This window comes from Nonomuraea sp. B19D2 (genome assembly GCF_040137845.1).
Taxonomy (GTDB): domain Bacteria; phylum Actinomycetota; class Actinomycetes; order Streptosporangiales; family Streptosporangiaceae; genus Nonomuraea.
In genome coordinates, this window is the sequence record NZ_JBEFAK010000006.1 from 1 (window position 1) to 20,638 (window position 20,638).

The following is a 20,638-nucleotide window of genomic DNA, read 5'->3' on the forward strand; positions in this document are numbered from 1 at the left end:
TACATTCCGAACCCGGAAGTTAAGCTTCCCTGCGCCGATGGTACTGCACTCGGGAGGGTGTGGGAGAGTAGGTCATCGCCGCACAATTCTTATGGAAGAGGGCCACCCTTCGGGGTGGCCCTCTTTTTTTGTGCATATTCATGGGAAAGCGCAAGCCGCTCCTGGAAGCTCTGGAACCAGGGCGGTGCGGTCCTCTGAACAGCAAAGTCCTACCATCCACGGCGGAATACCGTTGGGCTTCTGAGATCGCGGCGGGTAAGCGCATCGCTCGCGCACCCGCCGCGATCCTCACCCGGCCGCGTTGCTCGGCGGGCCTCCCGGAGCACCTGGCGACCCGGGCTGTCCACGCCGATCCGCGCAGCCCACGACCAGGATGCGGTCGTCGTCGGCGACTGGCGAGCCGCGGCCGTCCTTGTTGCTGGTGCTGACCAACAACTGGCCGCGAGCCGTGGCGGTCACAGCACGCAGCCGGCCATACTGCCCCTCGAACAGCGACTCAGGAGTGCCCAGCGCACCGTTGGTCGAGACCGGAACGCGCCAGAGCCGGCGACCGCGCAGTGCGCCCACCCACAGAGACCCGTTGGCGTAGGCGATGCCGGCGGGGGAGGCCACGTTGGGGGTCCAGGTGAGGGCCGGATCGATGAAGCGGGGATCATGGGCCACGCCCTCGACCAGGGGCCAGCCGTAGTTCCCGCCCTTCTTGATCAGATTGATTTCGTCGAAGCGGTTGGACCCGAACTCGGTGGCGTACAGGCGGCCCGACCGGTCCCATGCCAGTCCTTCGATGTTGCGGTGACCATAACTCCAGATCCGGCTGTTGAACGGGTTGCCGGGAGCCGGTTGGCCGCTGGTGGTCAGTCGAAGGATCTTGCCGGCCAGGGAACCGAGATCCTGGGCCAGATTTGCTCGGCTTGCGTCGCCCGTGCTGGCATAAAGGTACCCGTCGGGTCCGAAGGCCAGACGGCCGCCATTGTGGATAGGGCTCTTTGGTATGCCGTTGACGATCACAGTGGCCTCGGTCAGGCCGCTGGCGCGGCTGTATCGGTAACGCACGATCCGGTTGTCGGAGTCGGTGCTGTAGTAGAGGAAGACGTAGGGGGCCCGCAAGAAATGCCGCGACACCGCCACGCCCAGCAGGCCCCCCTCACCGTCGGGTCGTGCCTCGTTGATGGTCGCGACCTCGGATACCCTGCCGGAACGGGAGATCCGGAGCAGTCGCGCCGTATCGCGCTCCGTCACTAGGGCCTCGCCTGTGGGAAGGAGCGCGATTCCCCAGGGCACCGCCAGGTTCCGCGCTATGGTTTGCGCGCTCCACTGCTGACATAGCGCGGCGTCCGTCTCGGCCTTCACCGGCGAGCACGGGCTCGCCAGCACCACCGCGACCGCGAGCGCCGTCCATGCTGTTCGGCGTGCGCCACGGTACTTCTTTCCGACCATGCAATCCTCCGTCGTAGGGTGCGATCTTGAGTCCGTACGACGTGTGCCCAGCGATGCCTCAGGAAGATCCCTTAACTTGGACAAGATGCCCCACGAGTCCCATTGGTATCGCTCGTTCAGCCGATCATCCGGCTCTGGGGTGGTTTGCTCCGCCTGTCACCCTTTTGGGGCGCCTGGCCGATTCCGTGCGCAGCTACGTTCCGGGGCTTTTCCAGTTGTTTTACTCGCGTCCACTACGCAATTCTGAGACAGCAAACAGCTGTCTGACAGGGTTGTGGCGCTTATGGCCACATGTAGGAATGCACGGGGCCTTTGGTGCGGTTCGGTGCAGGGACGCTCGTTCGTGCCATCGGTGCGCGACTCCTCGGCTGAGTGGCCTGAAGAGGTGTTCTTTCGGGTGGGCGGAGTCGAAGATGAGCCGTGGGATCTGCACGTCGCGGTGGAAGTACTACAACGTCGCCGTCGAGGGCGCCGGCCGCGACCGACCTCTGGGGTCCGCCTGCGCGACGTGAGCCGGTCCACGTCAGCCACCAGCTCCCATGACGGCGGTGTCCGCACCGCGCAGGTGTGGACACCGCTGATCATCGAGTATCACGTGCCTTTGTGTGAAGACACGCCAAGGTGCGGAAGGAAGACGGCGGGCGTCCCATGGTGGTCGCCTGGCCGGATCGCGATAACAAGGGTGTTCGTGCGGCAGATCACCGAAATCGGGATCTTGAAGGCACTCGTCACTCGATTTCGACATGTAACGGTCAGTGACAGCGAACGGTCGATCGATTACTGTCTGTGACGATCGTCTCTCGGGCGCAGTGGCAGCCGCTGCCGGATATGCGGACAGCGTCCCTCCGGGGTCATGATGACCGAGGGCTTTGACCGAAGGAGAAAGCATGTCCATCGCAAGGTCCACGACCGTCGCCCTGTCTGCTGCCCTGGCGTTCGGGGCCACTCTGATGACAGGAGTGAGCGCGCATGCCGAAGCTCGCCACGGTGTCAAGCCGGCGGCCAACGCACTGGCGGCGGATACGACCCAGAGGATCGCCTCCGGGGCAACGGCACCGGGACAGGGCTGGGTGCTCTACGACAGCAACACGCCCGGCCTCTACATCGACGTCGACACCAGCGCCGCAGGTTTCACGGGCAGCCCCACCTACACGGTCTCGGTCGGCGGCCTGGGCCATCACTTCGAGTTGACGGGCACGAGCACCGTTTACCAGGCCACCAAGACCGGATTCCGCGTCTACATCCGGTGGGCTGATGACTCGCGCGCTCCTCTGACCGTGCAGGATGCGGTGGAGTGGGGCTGGTACGTCAACTGGGTCGGCGTCGACAACCCGTGAGTCCTGTCGTAGCCGTACCTGCTGCTCTTAGGCGGGCCACGTAGGGGAGCCCGCCAGGTGTGGTCCGCTTTCGCGGACCACACCTTTGTGTAGCCGGTTACGGTGAGCGGCTTCTCGAACTACCGAATGCGGGCCCGCATGTCCGGTGGTGTGAGAGGAGGGTGAGGCAACCTCACCCTCCTACTCGATTTCAGTGAGTGCCGAGCGTGGCGGTCGCGACGCGGCCTTCGGGATGCGGGTCAGAGGCGTTCGACGTTGGGGCCGCGGCAGCGGTTCCGGGTGTCGAAGACGAAAGGGCTCGCCCGCTGGACGAGGTCGTAGTCGAACTGGTCGTGGTCGGTGAGAATGACCACCACGTCGGCCGCGGCGAGTTCCTGACGGGTGGCTTCGACGATTTCGACGCCCTGCGGTAGCTGGAAGTCGTCGATGTACGGATCGGCGGCGCGGACGTGGGCGCCGAGCTTGCAGAGCGATCGGGCGATGTGGATGGAAGGCGATTCGCGGCAGTCTCCGACGTTCTTCTTGTAGGCGAGGCCGAGGAGAAGCAGTCGGCTGCCCCTGACGGGCTTGGCGCGCTCGTTCAATGTTCCGACCAGTCGGCGTACGACCTGGTCCGGCATGCTGTTGTTGATGTCGTTGGCCAGCTCCACGAAACGGAAGTTGTGCCCGAGCCCCCGCTTGACCGCCCATGACAGGTACGACGGGTCGATCGGCAGGCAGTGGCCCCCGACGCCGGGGCCCGGGAAGAAGCGCATGTAGCCGAACGGTTTGGTGGCGGCGGCTTCGACGGCCTCCCAGACGTCGATCCCCAGCTGGTGCGCGAAAATGGACAGCTCGTTCACCAGGGCGATGTTGACGTGCCGGAAGGTGTTCTCCAGGAGCTTGCACAGCTCGGCGGCCTGGAGCGAGGACACGGGGACCACGTGCTGCACGAGCCGCTGGTAGAAGGCGCGGATCCGCTCCAGCGACGCCTCGTCGATGCCGGAGACGACCTTCGGCGTGTTCTCCAGCTGCCACCGCTGGTTGCCCGGGTCGATGCGTTCGGGACTGTAGCCCAGGTGGAAGTCCTCAGGGGCGCGCAGCCCCGAACCCTCCTCCAGGAGTGGCAGGAGGTACTCCTCCGTGGTGCCGGGGTAAGTCGTGGACTCGAGGATCACGGTGGCTCCGGGCCGTACCAGTGGTGCGATGGAACGGCCCGCCGACGCGATGTGGCGCAAGTCGGGTGCGCCATCACAGAGTGGCGTGGGCACGGTGATCAGGCAGATGTCGAACGCCTCGGCGTCCGCGTAGTCGGCGCTGGCCAGGTAGCGGCCCGAGCGAAGGGCCTCGGTCAGCCGTTCGTCGCTGATGTCTTCGACGTAGGACTCGGCGGCGTTGAGCCGCTTCACTCGCCACGGGTCCACGTCGATCCCCACGACGTCGAATCCCGCTTCGACCGCTCGCATCGCCAGGGGCAGGCCGACATAGCCCTGGCCGACGACCACTAGCTTATCTCCCATATCGTGACCCCCGTCAGTTGGAATGAGATACCCCAGACTGTAAATACCGACCTTCGCCTGTAGCCGGTTCGACGGCTGACGCGGCGTGTTGCTTGGTCAGCGCCGATCCGGGGGCGCCGTGATGGTCGTCAACCAGGCAAAGAGCGGCAATGACATGACCGCTGCCGAATGTCCCAGCGTGTCTGGAGCGGCCCGCTGACGAGACTTGCTGGCATGGCCAACCGCTCGCCTCGTTCCTGGATTTCCTTGGTGCTGGTAATGGGTGCGCTGGGTTTTCTGCCGCCGAGCGCGACCGCCCGGCAGACAGCCGTCGACCTGGACGACGCATGGGACACGGCGGTCCTGGCGGGAAGGGCCGTCAACAGCACGGATCTCACCAGGGTCACCGGCGACGTCGTCGTGAGCCCCGGCTTCATCGTCACCGGCTTCCCTCCAGGAGTGGTGGAGGAGGGGCAGATCCACAGGAACGACGCCGCGGCCCAGGCGGCGAAGGCCGACGCGGTCGCCGCCTACAACGACGCGGCGGGACGCACGCCCACCTCGACCCCGCCGGCGCAACTCGGCGGCAGGACCTTGGGCCCGGGTGTTTACAAGAGCAGGGACAACGACACGTTCCTGATCAACGGGACGCTCACTCTGAACGCCGGCGGCGACCCGGACGCCATCTTCATCTTCCAGTCCGACACTCTGCAAACGGCGAGGGTCAGCAACATCGACCTCATGAACGGCGCCCAGGAGAACAACATCGTGTGGCAGGTCGGCAACACCGCCACCTTGGGGGCGTATTCGACCTTCCGCGGGAACGTCCTGGCGCTGAACGCGGTGACGGTGTCAGAAGGGGCCGCCGTGTACGGACGGGTGATGGGCCTCAACACCACGGTCGTCCTCGACGGGACGAGCACACTGCCCGCGACCCGTGTGACCATTCCCGGCATGCCCAGTGCCACGGCGGCGCGTCGCGCAGCCCGGAGCGGGACGGCCAGAGCACCCGACCAGCCACCGTACCGCCCGCCCACCAGCACGTCAGTGTCCTCATCGCCGAACCCCTCGAGGTTGCATGAGCCGGTCACCTTCATCGCCGTGGTGAGCGGGGACTACGACGGGCAGCGCCCGACGGGCCCCGTCCTGTTCAAGGACGGCTCCACGATCATGGGCTCGGCTCTGGCCGACGACGAGGGCTTCGCCAGGTTCACCACGTCCGAGCTGACCAGAGGCGTGCATGAAATCACCGCCGTCTACGTGGACGACGGCACAGGAGCCTACGAGGCATGGGTCTACTTCGCTCCGAGCGAATCCCCCGTACTGCAACATCAAGTGCTCAGCCGCCGATGACGCCGGGCCGCCGGCATGGGCGGAGCAGAGGGGGAAACAGTGTGTCGTGTTAGGAACATGTCGGCGCTCGTGCTGACGATGGCCTGTGCCGTTTGGGGGCTGTCCGGCGTTGAGGCAGCTCAGGCGAGCCCAGTCGCGGGCCAGCAGACGCTCAAAGAGCGCTTTGTCGGCGCTCACGGGCATTGCCGCAGGAAGCGCTGCGGATGCCGGGGCCCGTGGTGCGTGCGGCGCGGACCACACGGACCGCGCGGCAGAAGGGGGCCCATAGGCCCGCGGGGGTTTCCCGGTCCTGAGGGACCCGTCGGCCCGCAGGGGTTTTCCGGCGATGACGGATCCGCCGGCCCGCGGGGGTTTTCCGGCGATGATGGACCCGCCGGCCCTCGGGGACCTGTCGGTCCTCGGGGACCCGTCGGCCCTGAGGGTCCCGCTGGGCCCGCGGGCCGTAACGGCCCGAAAGGGCCCGCCGGTCCTCCGGGTGCCACTGGCCCGCAGGGTCCTCCCGGTCGTCCTGGTCCTGCCGGCCCTCCTGGCCCCCAGGGTCCCGCCGGCCCCGCCGGAGCCACGTCGAGCGTCGACTCGACACTGGTCTCGCTCACCTTCCCTCCGTTCGACACGAACTTCACGGCGTACACGACGGATGGCGTGACCTGGATCCGCGATCCCCGCGCCGAACCGCCGCTGGCGTGGCACAGGATCGACGGGTTGGACGGCTACCCGGAAGGGGCGACAGGCGTTTCCCTGACGGAGGCCGTGCCGCTCAACGCCCTGCTGGTCACCGTCGTGGGCGCGGACGGGGTCGTGGCCCAGACCACATGTGCGATCAAGCCTGGCACGCCACCGCCTGGAGCCGACTGGGCGAAGGCGTACTGCGCCGCTTTCACCCAGATCACCCCACCGACGAAATGACGGTCCCGGTCGGTGACCGGTAAGGCTTATGCAACGGCTCGCCCACATACGGTGAGCGCAGTACGCGACGGCCGGACACGCGGGTGTTCACTGCGATCGTGAGCGCAACCGGACTGAGAACCGTTCCCTTCAACAGGCCGCATGTCACGGAGAACGAGCTCGACTACATGGCAGAAGCCGTGCGCAGCGGGCGGACCTCGGGCGACGGGCCGTTCACCCGCCGAGCCGCCGCGCTGCTGGGCGAGCTCACCGGGGCGAGCAACGTGCTGCTGACCACGTCGTGCACGCACGCGCTGGACATGTCGGCGATCCTGCTGGACCTGCGGCCCGGCGACGAGGTGATCGTGCCGTCGTTCACATTCGTGTCGACGGCCAACGCCTACGCGTTGCACGGTGCCGTCCCGGTGTTCGTCGACTGCCGGCCGGACACGTTGAACATCGACGAACGCCTCATCGAGGCGGCCGTCACCGACCGCACGCGAGCCATCGTGGTGGTCCACTACGCGGGCGTGGGCTGTGCGATGGAGGCCATCGGCGAGGTGGCCGAGAGGTACGGCCTCGTGCTCATCGAGGACAACGCGCACGGCCTGGGAGGTCACTACCAGGGCCGGCCGCTCGGCTCGTTCGGCTCCATGGCCACGCAGAGCTTTCACGAGACCAAGAACGTCCACTGCGGGGAAGGCGGTGCGCTGCTCGTCAACGACCCCGCTCTCATGGCGCGGGCCGAGATCATACGGGAGAAGGGCACCGACCGCAGCCGGTACTTCCGCGGGCAGGTGGACAAATACCGATGGGTCGACATCGGCTCCAGCTACCTTCCGTCCGACATCTTGGCGGCGCAGCTGACCTCGCAGTTGGAGTCCTTCTCGACGCTGCAGGAACAGCGGCACGCGGTGTGGCGGGCGTACCACGAGGGCCTGGCCGACTGGGCCGCGGGCAACGGCGTCTCCCAGCCCATGGTCCCCGATGCCTGCGCCCACCCGGCCCATCTGTACTACCTGCTGTTCCCTGATGTCGCCAACCGTCAGGCGTTCATCGGGCATCTCGCGGCACACCGAGTGCAGGCGCTGTTCCACTACCAGCCGCTGCATTCCGCGCCTGCCGGGCGGCGGTACGGCAGGGAGGCCCCCGGTGGCTGCCCGGTCACGGAGCAGGTGGCGGACAGGCTGGTACGGCTGCCGCTGTTCGCCGATCTCGGCGAGACGGACGTGGCGCACGTCATCGACGCTGTGTCGAGCTACGAGGTGGGCTGATGTCCTGGCAGGATGTGATGGAGGCGCGGGCCGTACGGGCACAGGAGTCCCCGCTGGAGTCGGCCAGGTTCGGGCGGTCGGTGGAGCGCCTCACCGTCGCGGCCGGATCGGAGACGCCGTTGCGGGCGGTGCTCGAGGCCGTACAGGATTCGACGGCGGATGTCGTGATCCTGCGCTACCCCGCCGAGCACGTCGGATGGTTCGCGGAGCTGGCCGGGTTGGGCAGGACGGCTCTGTTCGCCGACTGCCTGGTGTACTGGCGGTTGCGCGCGGGGGAGGGGCGCCCGCCCGAGCCCCAGCCCCGGCTGCGGACGGCATGGCTGACCGGCCCGGCGGAGGTCGAGGCGCTGGTGGGCGACATCTTCGCCGCGTACGGGAACCACTACATGGCCAACCCGCTCTTCGACGTCGCCGCGGCTCTGGAGGGCTACCAGGAATGGGCGCTGCGGTCCGCCGTCGAGGGGAGCTGCCTGGCACTCAGTGACGAGTCGCGGGTGCTCGGCATCGCCACGCTGGAGGACACGGACCCGAGAACGGAGATCCTGCTCGCCGGCGTCGTCTCGGACGCCCAGGGCCGAGGTCTGTACGCCCATCTGCTCAAAGGCGTCGAGGACCACGTGCTGGACCGCGGTGCGAAAGAGGTGGTCATCTCCACCCAGGCGCACAACACGCGGGTGCAGCGCGCCTGGGCCAGGTACGGGTTCGAGCCGGTGCAGACGCTCGTCACCGTGCACCTGGTGGGGGCACGACCGACGGGTGCGGACAAGGCGTGAGCCTACGAGCCGGCTGGTCCGGCCCGGGGCCGGGCCTCCGGCACCGGGCCGCCTATCTGGCGGGAGGGGCCATGACCGCCGTGATCTACTACGGGCTCTTCGCCTGCGCACTGTACGGCTTCCATGACCGGGTGCCGTACCTCGCCGTGGTCGTGGTGAGCCATCTCGTCGCCGTGCTGATCGTTTATCCGTGGTACCGGCTGGTCGTCTTCCCCGGCGCCGGCGGGTCCTGGCTGGCCGGTTACCTGCGGTTCTACGCGGTCGGGCTGGCGTTTCTCGCGGTCTGCGCCGTGGGGCTGCCGATACTGGTGGAGGTTGCCGGGATCCCGATCCTGGTCGCCCAGGCGTGCGTCATCCTCATGTCGGTGTCGGTCAGCTACGTGCTGCACAGGATGTGGACGTTCCGTTCTCGCAGATCATCTGGTCGTGGCAAGCAGCCCGACAATCTTCTACAAAGGGCCGGAGCGGTGAAAAGCCACTGACCCGGCGTGACGCATAGTTTCGGGCGGACGGCTGGTCAACGCGGCCATGCGCGCTTCGCGAAAGGATTTCAAGGAGCGATGAAGGCGCTTGTTCTGGCGGGTGGAAAAGGGACGAGGCTGCGTCCGCTGACCCATACCTCGGCGAAACAACTGGTTCCCGTCGCCAACAAGCCGGTCCTGTTCTACGGGTTGGAAGCTCTCAGGGATGCCGGCATCACGAGCGTGGGCATCGTCGTGGGCGACACCGGAGCGGAGGTTCGCGAGGCCGTCGGCGACGGCTCACGGTTCGGGCTCGAGGTGACCTACATCCCTCAGGAGGCCCCGCTCGGGCTTGCCCACTGCGTCCTGATCGCCGGAGACTTCCTCGGCGAGGATCCCTTCGTGCTGTACCTCGGCGACAACTTCCTGGTGGGGGGCATCGCTGATCTGGTGGAATCCTTCGGCGGAGCCGGACACGACGCCCAGATCCTGCTCACCAAGGTTGCCGAGCCGCAGTTCTACGGGGTCGCCGAACTCGGCCCGGGCGGCGAGATCCTCGCGCTGGAGGAGAAGCCCGAACATCCGCGCAGCGACCTCGCCATTGTCGGGGTCTACACCTTCTCTCCAGCCATCCATGAGGCGGTACGGGCCATCACGCCGTCCGCGCGGGGTGAACTCGAGATCACCGACGCGATCAAGTGGCTCATCGACCACGGCTACCGTGTCCACTCCCACTTCGTCAGCGGCTACTGGAAGGACACCGGGCGGCTCCAGGACATCCTGGAGTGCAACCGCATCGTCCTGGAGGCCATCGAGCCGGACAACCGTGGGACCGTGGACACGCTCTCCGAGATCAGCGGAAACGTCGTCGTGGCGCCGGGAGCCTTCGTGGAGAACTCCGTGATCAGAGGTCCTGCGGTGATCGGCACGGGCACCAGGATCAGCGACTCCTACATCGGTCCGTACACCTCCATCGGTGAGAGCTGCCTGATCGAGGACGCCGAGGTGGAGTACGCCATCGTGCTGAGGGACTCCACGATCAAGGGGATCTCCCGGCTCACGTACTCGCTGATCGGGCGGAACGTCGAGGTCACCCGGGCTGAGGGAGTGCCCAACGCCCACCAGCTCATGGTGGGCGACCACAGCAGGGTTCAAGTGAAGGCCTGAAGGTCTGGCCCACGACCGACAGGTTCGATGGAGGGGGAAGCATGGAGGCCACGGAGATTCGCCGGACGGTGGAGCTGGAAGACCACCACTGGTGGTACCGGGAGCGGCGGGCCATTCTCGCCCGTGAGCTCCGCGAACTGAGCCGCCGCGGCGCGCCCGGCAGGGCGCTCGACATCGGCGCGGCGGGCGGTGGCAACACCCGTGTGCTGGTCAGGCACGGATGGGACGCGCTGGTCGCGGACTTCTCCGAGATCGCCGTGGAGCTTGCGCGGGAGCGCGGTCTGAAGGCCATCCACGCCGACGCGCGGGACCTGCCACTGCCCGACGGGTCGTTCGATCTCGTGCTGGCCTTCGACGTGCTGGAGCACATCCAGGAGGACCACCTGGCCGCTCGCGAGATCGTGCGCGTGCTGCGGCCAGGCGGCACGGCGCTCATCACGGTGCCGTGCGACATGGAGCTCTGGTCGGCTCACGACGTGGCCTCGGGACACGTCCGAAGGTACACCCGCGACGGCCTGCGCGACCTGCTGACGAGCCAGGGACTGGTCCTGGACCGGCTCTGGAGCTGGAACGTGCTCCTACGGCCGGTCGTCGCGCTGCGCAGGAAACACACGTCGGGCTCCGACGTCGTGGAGACGTCTCGTCTGGTCAATCTCGCGCTCTCCACCGTGATCGTGGCGGAGCGGTATCTGCCGGTGAGGTCGCTTCCCGGCGTCTCCCTGATCGCGCGGGCCCATCGGCCACGGTCACTCTCGGTTAGCATAACATAGCGTTGCTGTCCAGTTACGGAGAGATTAAAGTAGCAGTAGAACTACGTTGTGAAGCACCACCAAGAGCCCTATCCAGCGACCCCGGCTCAGTCGCGTCTCTCTCTTTTCTCGCCGCGTATGCGCCACGCGCGTCGGCGGGGTGCTCTTCGCTCTGCCGCGGCGATCCTGCTCGCCTTGGGGCTGGTCGTCGTGACGCCCGGCACGGCGACGGCACAGCCGTCGATGGATCTCGGTGACGCCGCGTCGTTCGGAGTTCTCGCAAGCACGGCGGTCAACAACACCAACCAGACCGCGATCACCGGAGATCTCGGTGTCAGCCCGGGCAGCACGGTCACCGGCTTCCCGCCCGGCACCGTGAGCGGCGCCACCCACGCGGGCGATGCCACGGCGGCGGCGGCCATGTCGGATGCGACCGCGGCCTACGACGAAGCCGACGGCGCGCCGACCACGGCCTCGGTCGCCGCGCAGCTCGGCGGCACGACGCGGACACCGGGCGTCTACCAGCCGTCGTCGGGCACCTCCTTCCTGATCAACGGCACTCTTACGCTTGACGCACAGTACGACCCGACCTCGGTCTTCGTCTTCAAGACGGCGACCCTCACCACCGCCAACGTCAGTAACATCAGCCTCACCCATGGCGCACAGGCCGACAATGTGTTCTTCCAGCTCACGGACACCGCGACCCTCGGGACGTTCTCGACGTTCCAGGGGAACGTCCTGGCCTCGAACGGGGTCACCGTCAGCACCGGCGCCGCCGTGAAGGGACGCGTGTTCTCGCTCACCGACGCCGTGGTCCTGCAGGGCACCACTTCAGGACCGAAGACCCGCGTCACGGTGCCGGACGATCCGGCCACGACCACGACGCTGTCCGTATCACCCAACCCTTCGAGGGCCGGGCAGACGGTCACCCTGGCCGCCACGGTCAGCGCCGTGTCCGGCGACATCGTGCCGCAGGGGGAGGTCGCCTTCAAGGACGGGACAACCCTGCTCGGTCATGACTTCGTCGACGAGAACGGTGACGTCAGCCTTGGCGTCTCCACCCTTGATGGCGGAGAACACCAGCTCACCGCTGTCTATATGGGCGGCGACACGTCCGACGGTGAGGGGATCATCCATTTCGCCCCGAGCACATCGCCCGGAGTCGTACAGGTGGTCTACAACACCATATGGCCGAGTTCGGCCACGCCGGCGATCCAGAACGCCTCGGACACCAGGTCGGTCGTGCTGGGCGTCAAGTTCACCGCGTCCACCACAGGGCTCGTCACGGGGATCCGCTTCTACAAGGGATCGCAGAACACCGGAACGCATGTGGGCAGTCTGTGGACCAGCAGCGGCACGCAGCTCGCGAGCGTGACCTTCTCCGGTGAGACGGCCTCCGGGTGGCAGCAGGCGAACTTCTCGACGCCCGTGTCGATCAACGCGAACACTACCTATATCGCCTCGTATTTCACGACATCTGGCCGTTTCTCGTACGATGTCAACTACTTCACCAGCGCGCAGAGCAGCCCGCCTCTCACTGCGCTGGCGAACGGCGCGGAGGGCGGCAATGGCGTGTACGCCTACAGCGGCACGAACACGTTCCCCACCAGCACCTTCATGGCCGCCAACTACTGGGTCGACCCGGTGTTCCAGCCGTCGGACTCCGTGTGGGACAACTCGGCGACGCCGGCGGTCGCGAACGCGCCGGACACCCGATCGGTCGTGCTGGGGGTCAAGTTCCGAACGGCCACGGACGGAGTCGTCAGAGGGATCCGTTTCTACAAGGGATCGCAGAACACCGGGACGCATGTGGGCAGTCTGTGGACCAGTGGCGGCACGCAGCTCGCGAGCTTGACCTTCTCCGGTGAGACGGCCTCCGGGTGGCAGGAGGCCTACTTCTCGACGCCCGTGTCGATCAACGCGAACACTACCTATATCGCCTCGTATTTCACGACATCGGGGCGCTTCTCGTACACGCTCCTGGGCTTCTACCGAGCGCAGAGCAACTACCCGATCACTGCACTGGAAAGCGACGACGCCGACGGCAACGGCGTCTACGTCTACAGCGCCACGAACGCCTTCCCCACCAATACCTACCAATCCGCGAACTACTGGGTAGACGTGCTGGTCGACTCCGACTGAGCGCGCTGCGGCTCTCAGGAGCGCTCGGCGGGGAGCGCTCCTGAGAGCGCGGTTCACTCCTGGCCGCTGTCGTCCAGCGCGAGCCACCAGGGATTCGCCCGGGCCCACTCGACCGTCCGGGCGAGCCCCTCGCGCAGAGGGGTCGAGCTGCGCCAGCCGAGCACCTGGTGGGCCTTGGTGGCGTCCGGGATGCGCCGCTCCAGATCCTGGTAACGCTCACCGAGGCACTCTCGCGTGTCGACGGCGACCATGCCGGTCCCGCCTCCCGCGAGATCGGCGACGAGCTGTACGGCCTGCCGTACGGTTGTCTCGTCCGAGCTGCCGATGTTGAAGCACTCGCCGTCGGACTTCTGGCTCGTTCCCGCCATGACCGTGGCGGTGATGGCATCATCGACGTACGTGAAGCACCGGGTCTGCCTGCCGTTGTCATACACGACGGAAGGAAGACCGCGGAGCGCTCGGTGGATCGTCCTGCTGATGACGAACGCCGGCCGTTGGCGCGGGCCGTACACGTTGAAGTAGCGCACGATCGTCGCTCTCAGGCCCCGCTGGCGGATGAAGGCGAACGTCAGGTGCTCGGCCAGCGCCTTGCTCGAGGAGTAGCTCCACCGGTCGATCGCCGTGCTGCCCAGCACCCGGTCGTCGTCCTCCGACCAGGGGACCGCGGGGTTCCTGCCGAACACCTCGCTCGTACTGGCGACCACCACCTTCGCATCGGCCCGTTCGGCGAGCTCGAGCACATTCCTGGTGCCTGACAGGTTGATGTCGATGACGTCCAGCGGCTGGTCGAGATAGCGGTCGACACCCACCACGGCGGCGAGGTGGTACACGACGTCCACACCTCGAGTGATGGCCCGGGCCAGCTGAGCGCGGTCCCTGATGTCGCCCGTGACGTATTCGGGCGTGGCTCCGCGTGACAGGGCATCGCCTGGCGGCGGTCCTGCATGGTCGAAGACCGTGACCTCGTCGCCTCGCTCTGCGAGGCGTTCGGCGAGATGGCTTCCGACGAAACCGCCGCCACCGGTGACGACAACACGAGCCATGGCGTCTACCGTCCTATTCCGCGGTAGGCGAAGCCGAGCTCCCGCAGCCGGCCGATCGTGTCGCGCGGGAAGTAAGCTCGTCCGTCGACCACCGCGCACGAGGCGGCGACCCGCTCACGCAGGTCCGCGAAGTCCAGATCGTGGAACTGCTGGTGCCAGGCCAGGACCGCCAGACAGTCGGCGTCACGCACCGTCTCCTCCAACGAGCTCTCCGGACGCAGCCCGAAGGTCTTCTCGGCCTCGTCGTCGTCCACCAGCGGATCGAACAACGCAACCCGCGCTCCCGCCTCTCGCAGACCGGCGATGACCGGCTGGGTGGGCGTCGCGCGCAGGTCCCCCGTGTTGTTCTTGAAGGCCAGTCCCAGCACCGCGATCTTGGCGGCGGCCAGGGACTTACCGCACTTCGCCAGCTCTTCCGCTATGAGGCCGAAGGTGTAGTGCGGCATGCCGTCGTTCACCTCTCGCGCCGCGGGAATCGTGCGGAGCTCCAGACCGCGGTCGCGGGCCGAGCGCCACACCATCCACGGGTCCTTCGTCAGGCAGGAGCCACCGACGCCGACGCTCGGAAGCAGGATGTTGACGCTTCCGTGACCCTTCTTGATGGAGTTCGCGGCAGAGATCACGTCGAGCACGTCGACGCCGACCAGATCGCACACCTTGGCCAGTTCGTTGGCCATCGCGATGTTGTGGTCGATCCACCAGTTGTCGGCGAGCTTGACCATCTCCGCCGTCTCCAGCGAGGCGCAGCGAATGACCTCTACGCCCAGGCTGGAGTGCCAGAACGCCGCCGTGGCCGCGGCGCTTTCGTCGCACCATCCGCCGACGACTATGGGGAAGGTGCGCAGCTCGTTCAGCGCGTTGCCCTCGGACAGCCGCTCGGGGCAGAACGCGAGCCCGAAGTCGGCTCCGCACCTCAGTCCCGAGCGCTCTAGCAGCGGGACGACGAGGTCGCGCGTCATGCCGGCGGGCACGGTGCTCTTGAAGATCAGGAGCTGACCGGGGCGTAGGTGCTTGCTGAGGTCCTCACACGCGCTTCTGAGCTGGACATCCATGAGCATGCCCTGGTCGCGAACGGGCGTGCCGACCGTGACGACGATCACGTCGGCGGCCGACACCGCAGCGCAGTCCGTCGTGACGCGCATTCTCGGGGTGCCCGTCAGGCGGGACACGAGTTCCGGGAGCCCTGCTTCGCTGAACCGGCATTGCCCGGTGCCCAGCTCATCGACCAGCGTGGCGTCGGTGTCCACGCCGATGACGTCGACTCCTTTGTCGGCGAGGGCGGCGGCTACGCAGGATCCGACATATCCCAGGCCGATCACTCCGGCGGTGATGGGTTCCCGGTCAGGCAGGAAACGCACACTCACTCCATTCGACGAGTTCTTTATCGAGCCGGCGAGATCGGGTGGGCCGGTCTCGCGTTCTCCCCGGCACGTTGATGCGGAATTCCCGCTGGTCCGGGTTCTGCTCTCCTTCTAACCCGGCGGCGTGGAAACCCATCGGGAAGGCGCGCCTCCCGGCCGATTCGCGGGCGATAGCTTGGCTCGCCGGAGAAGAATCGTTGACGAAATGGGCGCCGGCGGGGATCGCCCTAAAGAGCTTTTCCGGCGCCGCTGTTCTGCAACGGAAGCTCGTAATGCGCGGGTGCCCCGACACGCTCGCGCACCACGTAAGTCGGGCGGCCCATCCCGCTGCCGTGAATGCGGCCGATGTATTCGCCGAGAACACCGATGGAAATGAGCTGCGCCGCGGAGAACAGCGCGACCATCGACGCGATCGTGGTGAATCCCGCCACCGCCGTGCCTCCCGTGGCGAACCGCCACAGAACGGCCCCTCCCAGCAGTAGGCCGAATGTGCCGACGAGGAACCCGAGGTAGCTTGCCACGCGCAGCGGAGCGGTGCTGTAGCCGAGCACCATGTTCGCCGCATGCCGGATCAGCAGGCGGAGGGAGTAGTTGGAGCGCCCGTGCTCGCGGTGGTCCATCCGCACCCGCAACGAGCCGACCCGTGTGGTCGCCCAGGACAGGGCCACATCCAGGGAGGCGTGTGGCCCCGACAGCTCCTCGAAGCCGGCACGCAGGTGGGTGCTGAACGCACGGAAAGCGCTGATCTTGCGTGCCGTGCCGATGCCCAGCGCGGCGGACATGCCCGCCTTGACCGAGCGGGACGCCAGGCTCCGGAGGAACCCGTGCTCCTCCACGTGCGGTACCCCGTAGACCAGGTCGAGCCGGTCGCCCTCCATCGCGGCCAGCAGGCGCGGCACCTCCTCGGGCAGGTGCTGCAGGTCGTCGTCCATCGTGACGACGACGTCGAGCTGCGCCTCCCTGATGCCCGCGACGAGCGCGTTGTGCTGTCCGTAGTTGCGCGACAGGTGGATCGCGCGAACACCCTGCGTACGGCGGGCCAGGCTCGCGGCGGTGTCCCAGGTGTCGTCGGGGCTTCCGTCGACCACGAGGATCACCTCGTACGGCACGCCCAGATCGCGCAGGACCGAGACGAGCCTGGGCACCAGCGTCGGAAGGGTCCGCGCTGATCGGTAACACGGGATGACCACCGATACCGACATGAGTCCTCCGATCGTTTCCCGGCATGCGCGTGCCCGGATTTCCGCCGCGGCTCCTGACGCCCCATCGCATCACATAGGTGTCGGTGGCAGGTATGACGGCTACGGCCTCTTGCGCTCTCCTTGGGCGGCTATTACCAGCCGTCGAGAAACCGGCCGTCGATACCTGTCAACCGTCGGCGTCAGTTGGCATAGAAGACCACGTCGACCCAGTAGTTGCTGGCCTTGAAGGTCTGGTTCGGCCATTTGTTGATATCGCTCGTGTACCGGTAGACGCCGTTCCCCTCGATGCCGCTCGCCGGTGCGATCAGCGGGGAGTTGAGATAGGCAGTGGTGAAGAAGTTCTGGTTATAGGAGAAGTGTCCGGTTGTCGTGTAATAGGAGGCTATATAAGTGGTATTTGCGTTGATCGGCACGGGTTGGGCGAACAGCACCTGCTGCCACCCGGATGCGGTTTCATCGGTGAACGTGGCTCTCGCGATCAGCTGACCGGTGTTCGTCCAGAGGCTCGCGGTGTGCGTGCCCGTGTTCTGCGAGCCCTTGTAGAAGCGGATACCTCTGATGGTGCCGCTCACCTCGCTGCTGAACCGCACGCCGAGGACGACGGGGCGTGCGTCGGTGGCGTTCTCCACCGCCGGCACCGCGTCGCTGGGGAAGAGGCTCGTCGGCGAGTACACCACGTCGACCCAGTAATTGGACGATCGGTAGGTGCTTGTCGGGAAGCTGCTGCTCGAGCCGTATCTGTACACGCCGTTACCTTCGGTGGCGGTGCTGGCGGGCGCGAGCAGCGGGCCGTTCACGTAGGTCGATGTGAAGTAGTTGGTGTTGATGGAGAATCGGCCGTTCGGCGCGAAATAGGAGGCGATGTAGGTGGTGCCTGGTGTGACCTGCACGGGCGTGGCGAACTTGACCTGCTGCCAGCCGCTCGCCGTCTCGTTGGTGAAGGTGGCGCTGGCCAGGAGCTGACCGGTGCTGCTCCACAGGTTGCCGATGTGCGTTCCTGTGCTGAGGTTGCCCTTGAAGAACCTGATGCCGGAAATGGCGCCTTCCTGCGTGGCCTGGAACTTCACGCCGAGCTCCACAGGCCTCGAGTCGTTGTAGTTGACGACCGCGGGCACCGTGGTGTCGGGCCACAGGGTGCACGGGCAGTTGAGGGACACCCGCACAGTGCGTGAGAAGGGTGTCGTCTGAAGGTTGCCGATGTCGTCGACCGCCCTGGACATGATCGCCACCTCTCCGATGGCTCCAGGCGTCCAGGTGAACGACCAGTTGGTGAGCCCCGTGGCCGCGTTCCATGTGGAGCCGCCGTCCACCGAGACCTCGACGCCCGCGACGGCGCCACCGCCCGTGTCGGCGGCCGTGCCGGTGATGGTCACGGGGGTGCCGATCTTCACGGAGGCGTTGGCGAGCGGGTTCGTGATGGCTGAGATGGGTGGGGCCGTGTCCGTGGAGGGGGTGGCCGGGACGAGTCCCGGCTGGAGGGTGGCCGGCTGCACGTTCATGTCCGCGAACAGGTTGACCGTGGCCTGCTGCATGCGGATGTCCGTGGGGGTGCCGTCCCTGTCATGGTGCGCGTCCAGCCCCCACGGCCACTGAACGGTTCCCGAGCCGAAGACCAGTGCGCCGCTGGGCGCCCGGTAGAGCGTGAGGTGGTGGGTGGCGGTGCCGGCGCCATAGGTGCTGCCGAAGTCGAGCAGGACTTTGTTGGTATAGGACAAGGTGGTGGACGAGAACCGGGCCAGGCCAGGAGGAGCGAAGCCGTTGTCAGGCGTGTCGTCCCACTCGAACCCGAGCGTGCCGGTGGGGAAGGTGGCGACCTGTCCCGGGGTGAGGTTGGCGATGGAGGTGTTGCGCCACAGCCGCATGGGGGCGTAGTCGGAGGGCACCGTCATCGCGTTGTTGACGAGACCGTTGATGATGAACACGGTGCCGGTGAGTTGGTTCTCCGGTTTGCCGCCGTCGGATGGGGGAGAGAAACGTGGATCACGCCAGGTGCCCGTCCACTGAGGGCTGGGGTCGATCTTGGCGTTCGCGTGTGTCTCCTTGTAGCAGACCAATGTGCGGAACGGCGTACTCGATCCGTCGATGCTGTTCTCCCAGCGGATCTTCCAGAAGACCTCGTTCGCGGAGAAGAAGCCAAGGTGGACGCCGTCGTCACGAGCGGCGGCGAAGTTGTCCCGCATCTCCTTCGACCAGTATTCGTCGTGGCCGACCGACAACAACAGATCGTGGCCGAGCAGGTCCGCCGGCCGGGCCGTCGCGTCGATGCTGGAGATGTAGCTGACGTCGTAGGCGTTGGCCTCCATCCAGCGGATCATGGGATATTCGGCGTTGTAGAAGTAGCTCTGCGGTCCGTTGGCGACCTCGCGCACGGTGAGCGGGCGGTTGTAGCTGACCTTGTAGGCGCGGTTGGCGGGCTGGCCGAAGTACAGGCTGTTGCCGCCGTACCTGTTGTACGCCTGCCAGGTCGTGTCGGAGGTCTTGAACAGGACGTCCGACGCTCGCTCGTCGTCGCGGACAACGAAGATCATTTGGCTGACGCCGATGGTGCCGTCCTCGCGGATCAGATTCCCGATGTAGACGCCGGAAACGGCGGTGGCCGGGACCGCCCAGGAGGCGGACACCGCCCAGTTGCCACAGTCGACCAGCCCTGTCGATGTGTCGCTCAGGCACGTGGGCTGCGTTTGGGGCAGGGGGACGGACGGCTGGACCGTCGTGATGAACCGCGCGCCGTCGCCACCGTAGTAACCGATGCGGTAGATGTCCAGGCGGTAGTCCGTCGCCGGAGTGTTCACCTTGAACTGGATGGTCTCGCCGTGGTTGACGCTGATCTGGGTGGGGTAGCCCTGAATGTCCGGGGTGCCGGCCTTGATGATCTCCCATTGGCTGGGCGGGGACCCCGGCAGGCTGTTCTCCTCGCAGATGATCGAACCAGGCGGACAGTTCTGCCGCGAGTGTTTGGGCCGCAGGCGTCCCGGCGCGCCGGCGGGCGCCAGCGACGCGACCGCCTCTCGTACGGCGGCGCCCTTGTGGCCCGAGATCACGCGTGGGCCGGTGACGCTCCGCGGCGAGGTCTTGAGTTCGGGAAAACGTTGCACCTGGACCTGGGCCGCAGTGAGGGTCCGGTACCGGTGCAGGTCGTCGATCACCTGACGCCAGCGCGCGCGCATGTCCGCGTACCCCTCGCCGGAGCTGCCAGGATGCCGGATGGCCGCGGCCACGTAGGCGCCCTCGGCCACGGTGAGCTCTTGGACCCTCTTGCCGAAGAACGCCTGCGCCCCCGCCTGGAGGCCCTCGGGTCCCCGGCCGACGTCCAGCACGTTCAAGTATCTCTCCAGGACCCAGTCTCTCGACTTGGTCAGTTCGACCTTGAAGGCGACCCGGAGATCTCCGAGGCGCTGCAGGAAGCCGGGTTCCTGGGCATGGTGGTTGCGGACCATGCGCATGGTCATCGCGGTGTCCTTGAGATCCCGTCCAGATACGGCGTACCACAGCACCCCGGCGAGCCGTTCCAGTGTCACGTCGCCTTTCTGGGCATATGCGCGATTCTCGGCCGCGTTGATCGCTTTGAGCAGGTGATCCGGCACCTGTTCCAGCGTGATGGGCACCTGAGCGTCGCTCGGGATGGGCGTCAAGGCCCATGCGGTCCAGAGGAGGGCGCCCAAGAGAGCGAAGCCTCCGAGAGCGGTCAGCACCACGCGGTGCGCCCGCCTCCCACGTGTTGTCTCCTTCCCGTCCCGCATGAAGCCCCCAAGAATGTGCCAGCCAGGTAAAAGCCAGGCAAAGTCGTGCGTCTACGCCTCAGAGGAAGAGTACGGATGAATTCCGCCGCGCCCGTTGCATGCACATCAATGGCTGCACTAGGTGGGGAATGGGCGTGTCGCGGGACAGTATTAGAGATGTACGAAAGTCGTAGATCTGCTCCTTGTGCCGCGATGGTTGCGGAAGTGCGAATCTTGGGCCCCGGTTATTTCACCAT

15 protein-coding genes and 1 rRNA gene are annotated in these 20,638 nt (G+C 66.6%); 10 read left to right on the top strand and 6 right to left on the bottom strand.

Annotated features, from left to right (window positions below):
- Nucleotides 1–84, top strand: a 5S ribosomal RNA gene (rrf, locus tag ABN273_RS13155); the annotation flags it as partial.
- 204 nt (nucleotides 85–288) lie between these two features.
- Here the strand turns inward: rrf and ABN273_RS13160 are convergent.
- The gene (locus ABN273_RS13160) at nucleotides 289–1,437 is read right to left on the bottom strand and encodes a PQQ-dependent sugar dehydrogenase (protein ID WP_349449016.1); all 1,149 of its coding nucleotides are present in this window, start codon (nucleotides 1,435–1,437) and stop codon (nucleotides 289–291) included.
- 887 nt (nucleotides 1,438–2,324) lie between these two features.
- Between ABN273_RS13160 and ABN273_RS13165 the strand changes: the two genes are divergently transcribed.
- Nucleotides 2,325–2,774, top strand: a complete 450-nt coding sequence (locus tag ABN273_RS13165; RefSeq protein WP_349449017.1) for a hypothetical protein — start codon at nucleotides 2,325–2,327, stop codon at nucleotides 2,772–2,774.
- 239 nt (nucleotides 2,775–3,013) lie between these two features.
- Here the strand turns inward: ABN273_RS13165 and ABN273_RS13170 are convergent, their stop codons facing one another.
- Complete coding sequence (locus ABN273_RS13170) at nucleotides 3,014–4,273, bottom strand: nucleotide sugar dehydrogenase (protein WP_349449018.1); 1,260 nt, start codon at nucleotides 4,271–4,273, stop codon at nucleotides 3,014–3,016.
- A gap of 258 nt (nucleotides 4,274–4,531) precedes the next feature.
- Here ABN273_RS13170 and ABN273_RS13175 point away from each other — a divergent pair, with 258 nt between their 5' ends.
- The 8 genes from ABN273_RS13175 (at nucleotide 4,532) to ABN273_RS13210 (ending at nucleotide 13,056) form a co-directional block, all read left to right on the top strand.
- Nucleotides 4,532–5,605, top strand: a complete 1,074-nt coding sequence (locus tag ABN273_RS13175) for an ice-binding family protein (RefSeq protein WP_349449019.1) — start codon at nucleotides 4,532–4,534, stop codon at nucleotides 5,603–5,605.
- Between the two features lie 642 nt (nucleotides 5,606–6,247).
- Nucleotides 6,248–6,511, top strand: coding sequence for a hypothetical protein (locus tag ABN273_RS13180; protein WP_349449020.1), 264 nt, complete (start codon nucleotides 6,248–6,250; stop codon nucleotides 6,509–6,511).
- A gap of 98 nt (nucleotides 6,512–6,609) precedes the next feature.
- Nucleotides 6,610–7,764, top strand: a complete 1,155-nt coding sequence (gene rffA / locus ABN273_RS13185; protein ID WP_349449021.1) for a dTDP-4-amino-4,6-dideoxygalactose transaminase — start codon at nucleotides 6,610–6,612, stop codon at nucleotides 7,762–7,764.
- A complete protein-coding gene (locus ABN273_RS13190) occupies nucleotides 7,764–8,537 on the top strand; it encodes a GNAT family N-acetyltransferase (protein ID WP_349449022.1) in 774 nt (257 codons plus the stop codon). Before rffA ends, ABN273_RS13190 begins: the two co-directional genes overlap by 1 nt.
- Nucleotides 8,534–9,019 (top strand): GtrA family protein, encoded by a 486-nt coding sequence (locus ABN273_RS13195; protein ID WP_349449023.1) that lies wholly within the window; start codon nucleotides 8,534–8,536, stop codon nucleotides 9,017–9,019. Before ABN273_RS13190 ends, ABN273_RS13195 begins: the two co-directional genes overlap by 4 nt.
- A gap of 78 nt (nucleotides 9,020–9,097) precedes the next feature.
- A complete protein-coding gene (locus tag ABN273_RS13200; RefSeq protein ID WP_349449024.1) occupies nucleotides 9,098–10,165 on the top strand; it encodes a glucose-1-phosphate thymidylyltransferase in 1,068 nt (355 codons plus the stop codon).
- 41 nt (nucleotides 10,166–10,206) lie between these two features.
- Nucleotides 10,207–10,935, top strand: a complete 729-nt coding sequence (locus tag ABN273_RS13205; RefSeq protein WP_349449025.1) for a class I SAM-dependent methyltransferase — start codon at nucleotides 10,207–10,209, stop codon at nucleotides 10,933–10,935.
- A 174-nt stretch (nucleotides 10,936–11,109) separates the two neighbouring features.
- Nucleotides 11,110–13,056 carry a DUF4082 domain-containing protein gene (locus ABN273_RS13210; protein ID WP_349449026.1) on the top strand — a complete coding sequence of 649 codons (1,947 nt, stop codon included), beginning with the start codon at nucleotides 11,110–11,112 and terminating at the stop codon, nucleotides 13,054–13,056.
- 53 nt (nucleotides 13,057–13,109) lie between these two features.
- Here ABN273_RS13210 and ABN273_RS13215 read toward each other — a convergent pair whose 3' ends face one another.
- From ABN273_RS13215 to ABN273_RS13230, 4 genes are all read right to left on the bottom strand, one after another.
- Nucleotides 13,110–14,099, bottom strand: a complete 990-nt coding sequence (locus ABN273_RS13215) for an NAD-dependent epimerase/dehydratase family protein (protein WP_349449027.1) — start codon at nucleotides 14,097–14,099, stop codon at nucleotides 13,110–13,112.
- 5 nt (nucleotides 14,100–14,104) lie between these two features.
- A complete protein-coding gene (locus ABN273_RS13220) occupies nucleotides 14,105–15,457 on the bottom strand; it encodes a nucleotide sugar dehydrogenase (RefSeq protein ID WP_349449028.1) in 1,353 nt (450 codons plus the stop codon).
- A 230-nt stretch (nucleotides 15,458–15,687) separates the two neighbouring features.
- Nucleotides 15,688–16,662 (bottom strand): glycosyltransferase family 2 protein, encoded by a 975-nt coding sequence (locus ABN273_RS13225; RefSeq protein WP_349449029.1) that lies wholly within the window; start codon nucleotides 16,660–16,662, stop codon nucleotides 15,688–15,690.
- Between the two features lie 179 nt (nucleotides 16,663–16,841).
- Nucleotides 16,842–20,294 carry a DUF4082 domain-containing protein gene (locus ABN273_RS13230; RefSeq protein ID WP_349449030.1) on the bottom strand — a complete coding sequence of 1,151 codons (3,453 nt, stop codon included), beginning with the start codon at nucleotides 20,292–20,294 and terminating at the stop codon, nucleotides 16,842–16,844.
- Nucleotides 20,295–20,638 lie beyond the last annotated feature (344 nt).

Coding starts and splice junctions, on each gene's coding strand:
- ABN273_RS13160 (WP_349449016.1), bottom strand. CDS start 1,437: ATGGTCGGAAAGAAGTACCGTGGCGCACGCCGAACAGCATGGACGGCG.
- ABN273_RS13165 (WP_349449017.1), top strand. CDS start 2,325: ATGTCCATCGCAAGGTCCACGACCGTCGCCCTGTCTGCTGCCCTGGCG.
- ABN273_RS13170 (WP_349449018.1), bottom strand. CDS start 4,273: ATGGGAGATAAGCTAGTGGTCGTCGGCCAGGGCTATGTCGGCCTGCCC.
- ABN273_RS13175 (WP_349449019.1), top strand. CDS start 4,532: ATGGGTGCGCTGGGTTTTCTGCCGCCGAGCGCGACCGCCCGGCAGACA.
- ABN273_RS13190 (WP_349449022.1), top strand. CDS start 7,764: ATGTCCTGGCAGGATGTGATGGAGGCGCGGGCCGTACGGGCACAGGAG.
- ABN273_RS13200 (WP_349449024.1), top strand. CDS start 9,098: ATGAAGGCGCTTGTTCTGGCGGGTGGAAAAGGGACGAGGCTGCGTCCG.
- ABN273_RS13205 (WP_349449025.1), top strand. CDS start 10,207: ATGGAGGCCACGGAGATTCGCCGGACGGTGGAGCTGGAAGACCACCAC.
- ABN273_RS13215 (WP_349449027.1), bottom strand. CDS start 14,099: ATGGCTCGTGTTGTCGTCACCGGTGGCGGCGGTTTCGTCGGAAGCCAT.
- ABN273_RS13225 (WP_349449029.1), bottom strand. CDS start 16,662: ATGTCGGTATCGGTGGTCATCCCGTGTTACCGATCAGCGCGGACCCTT.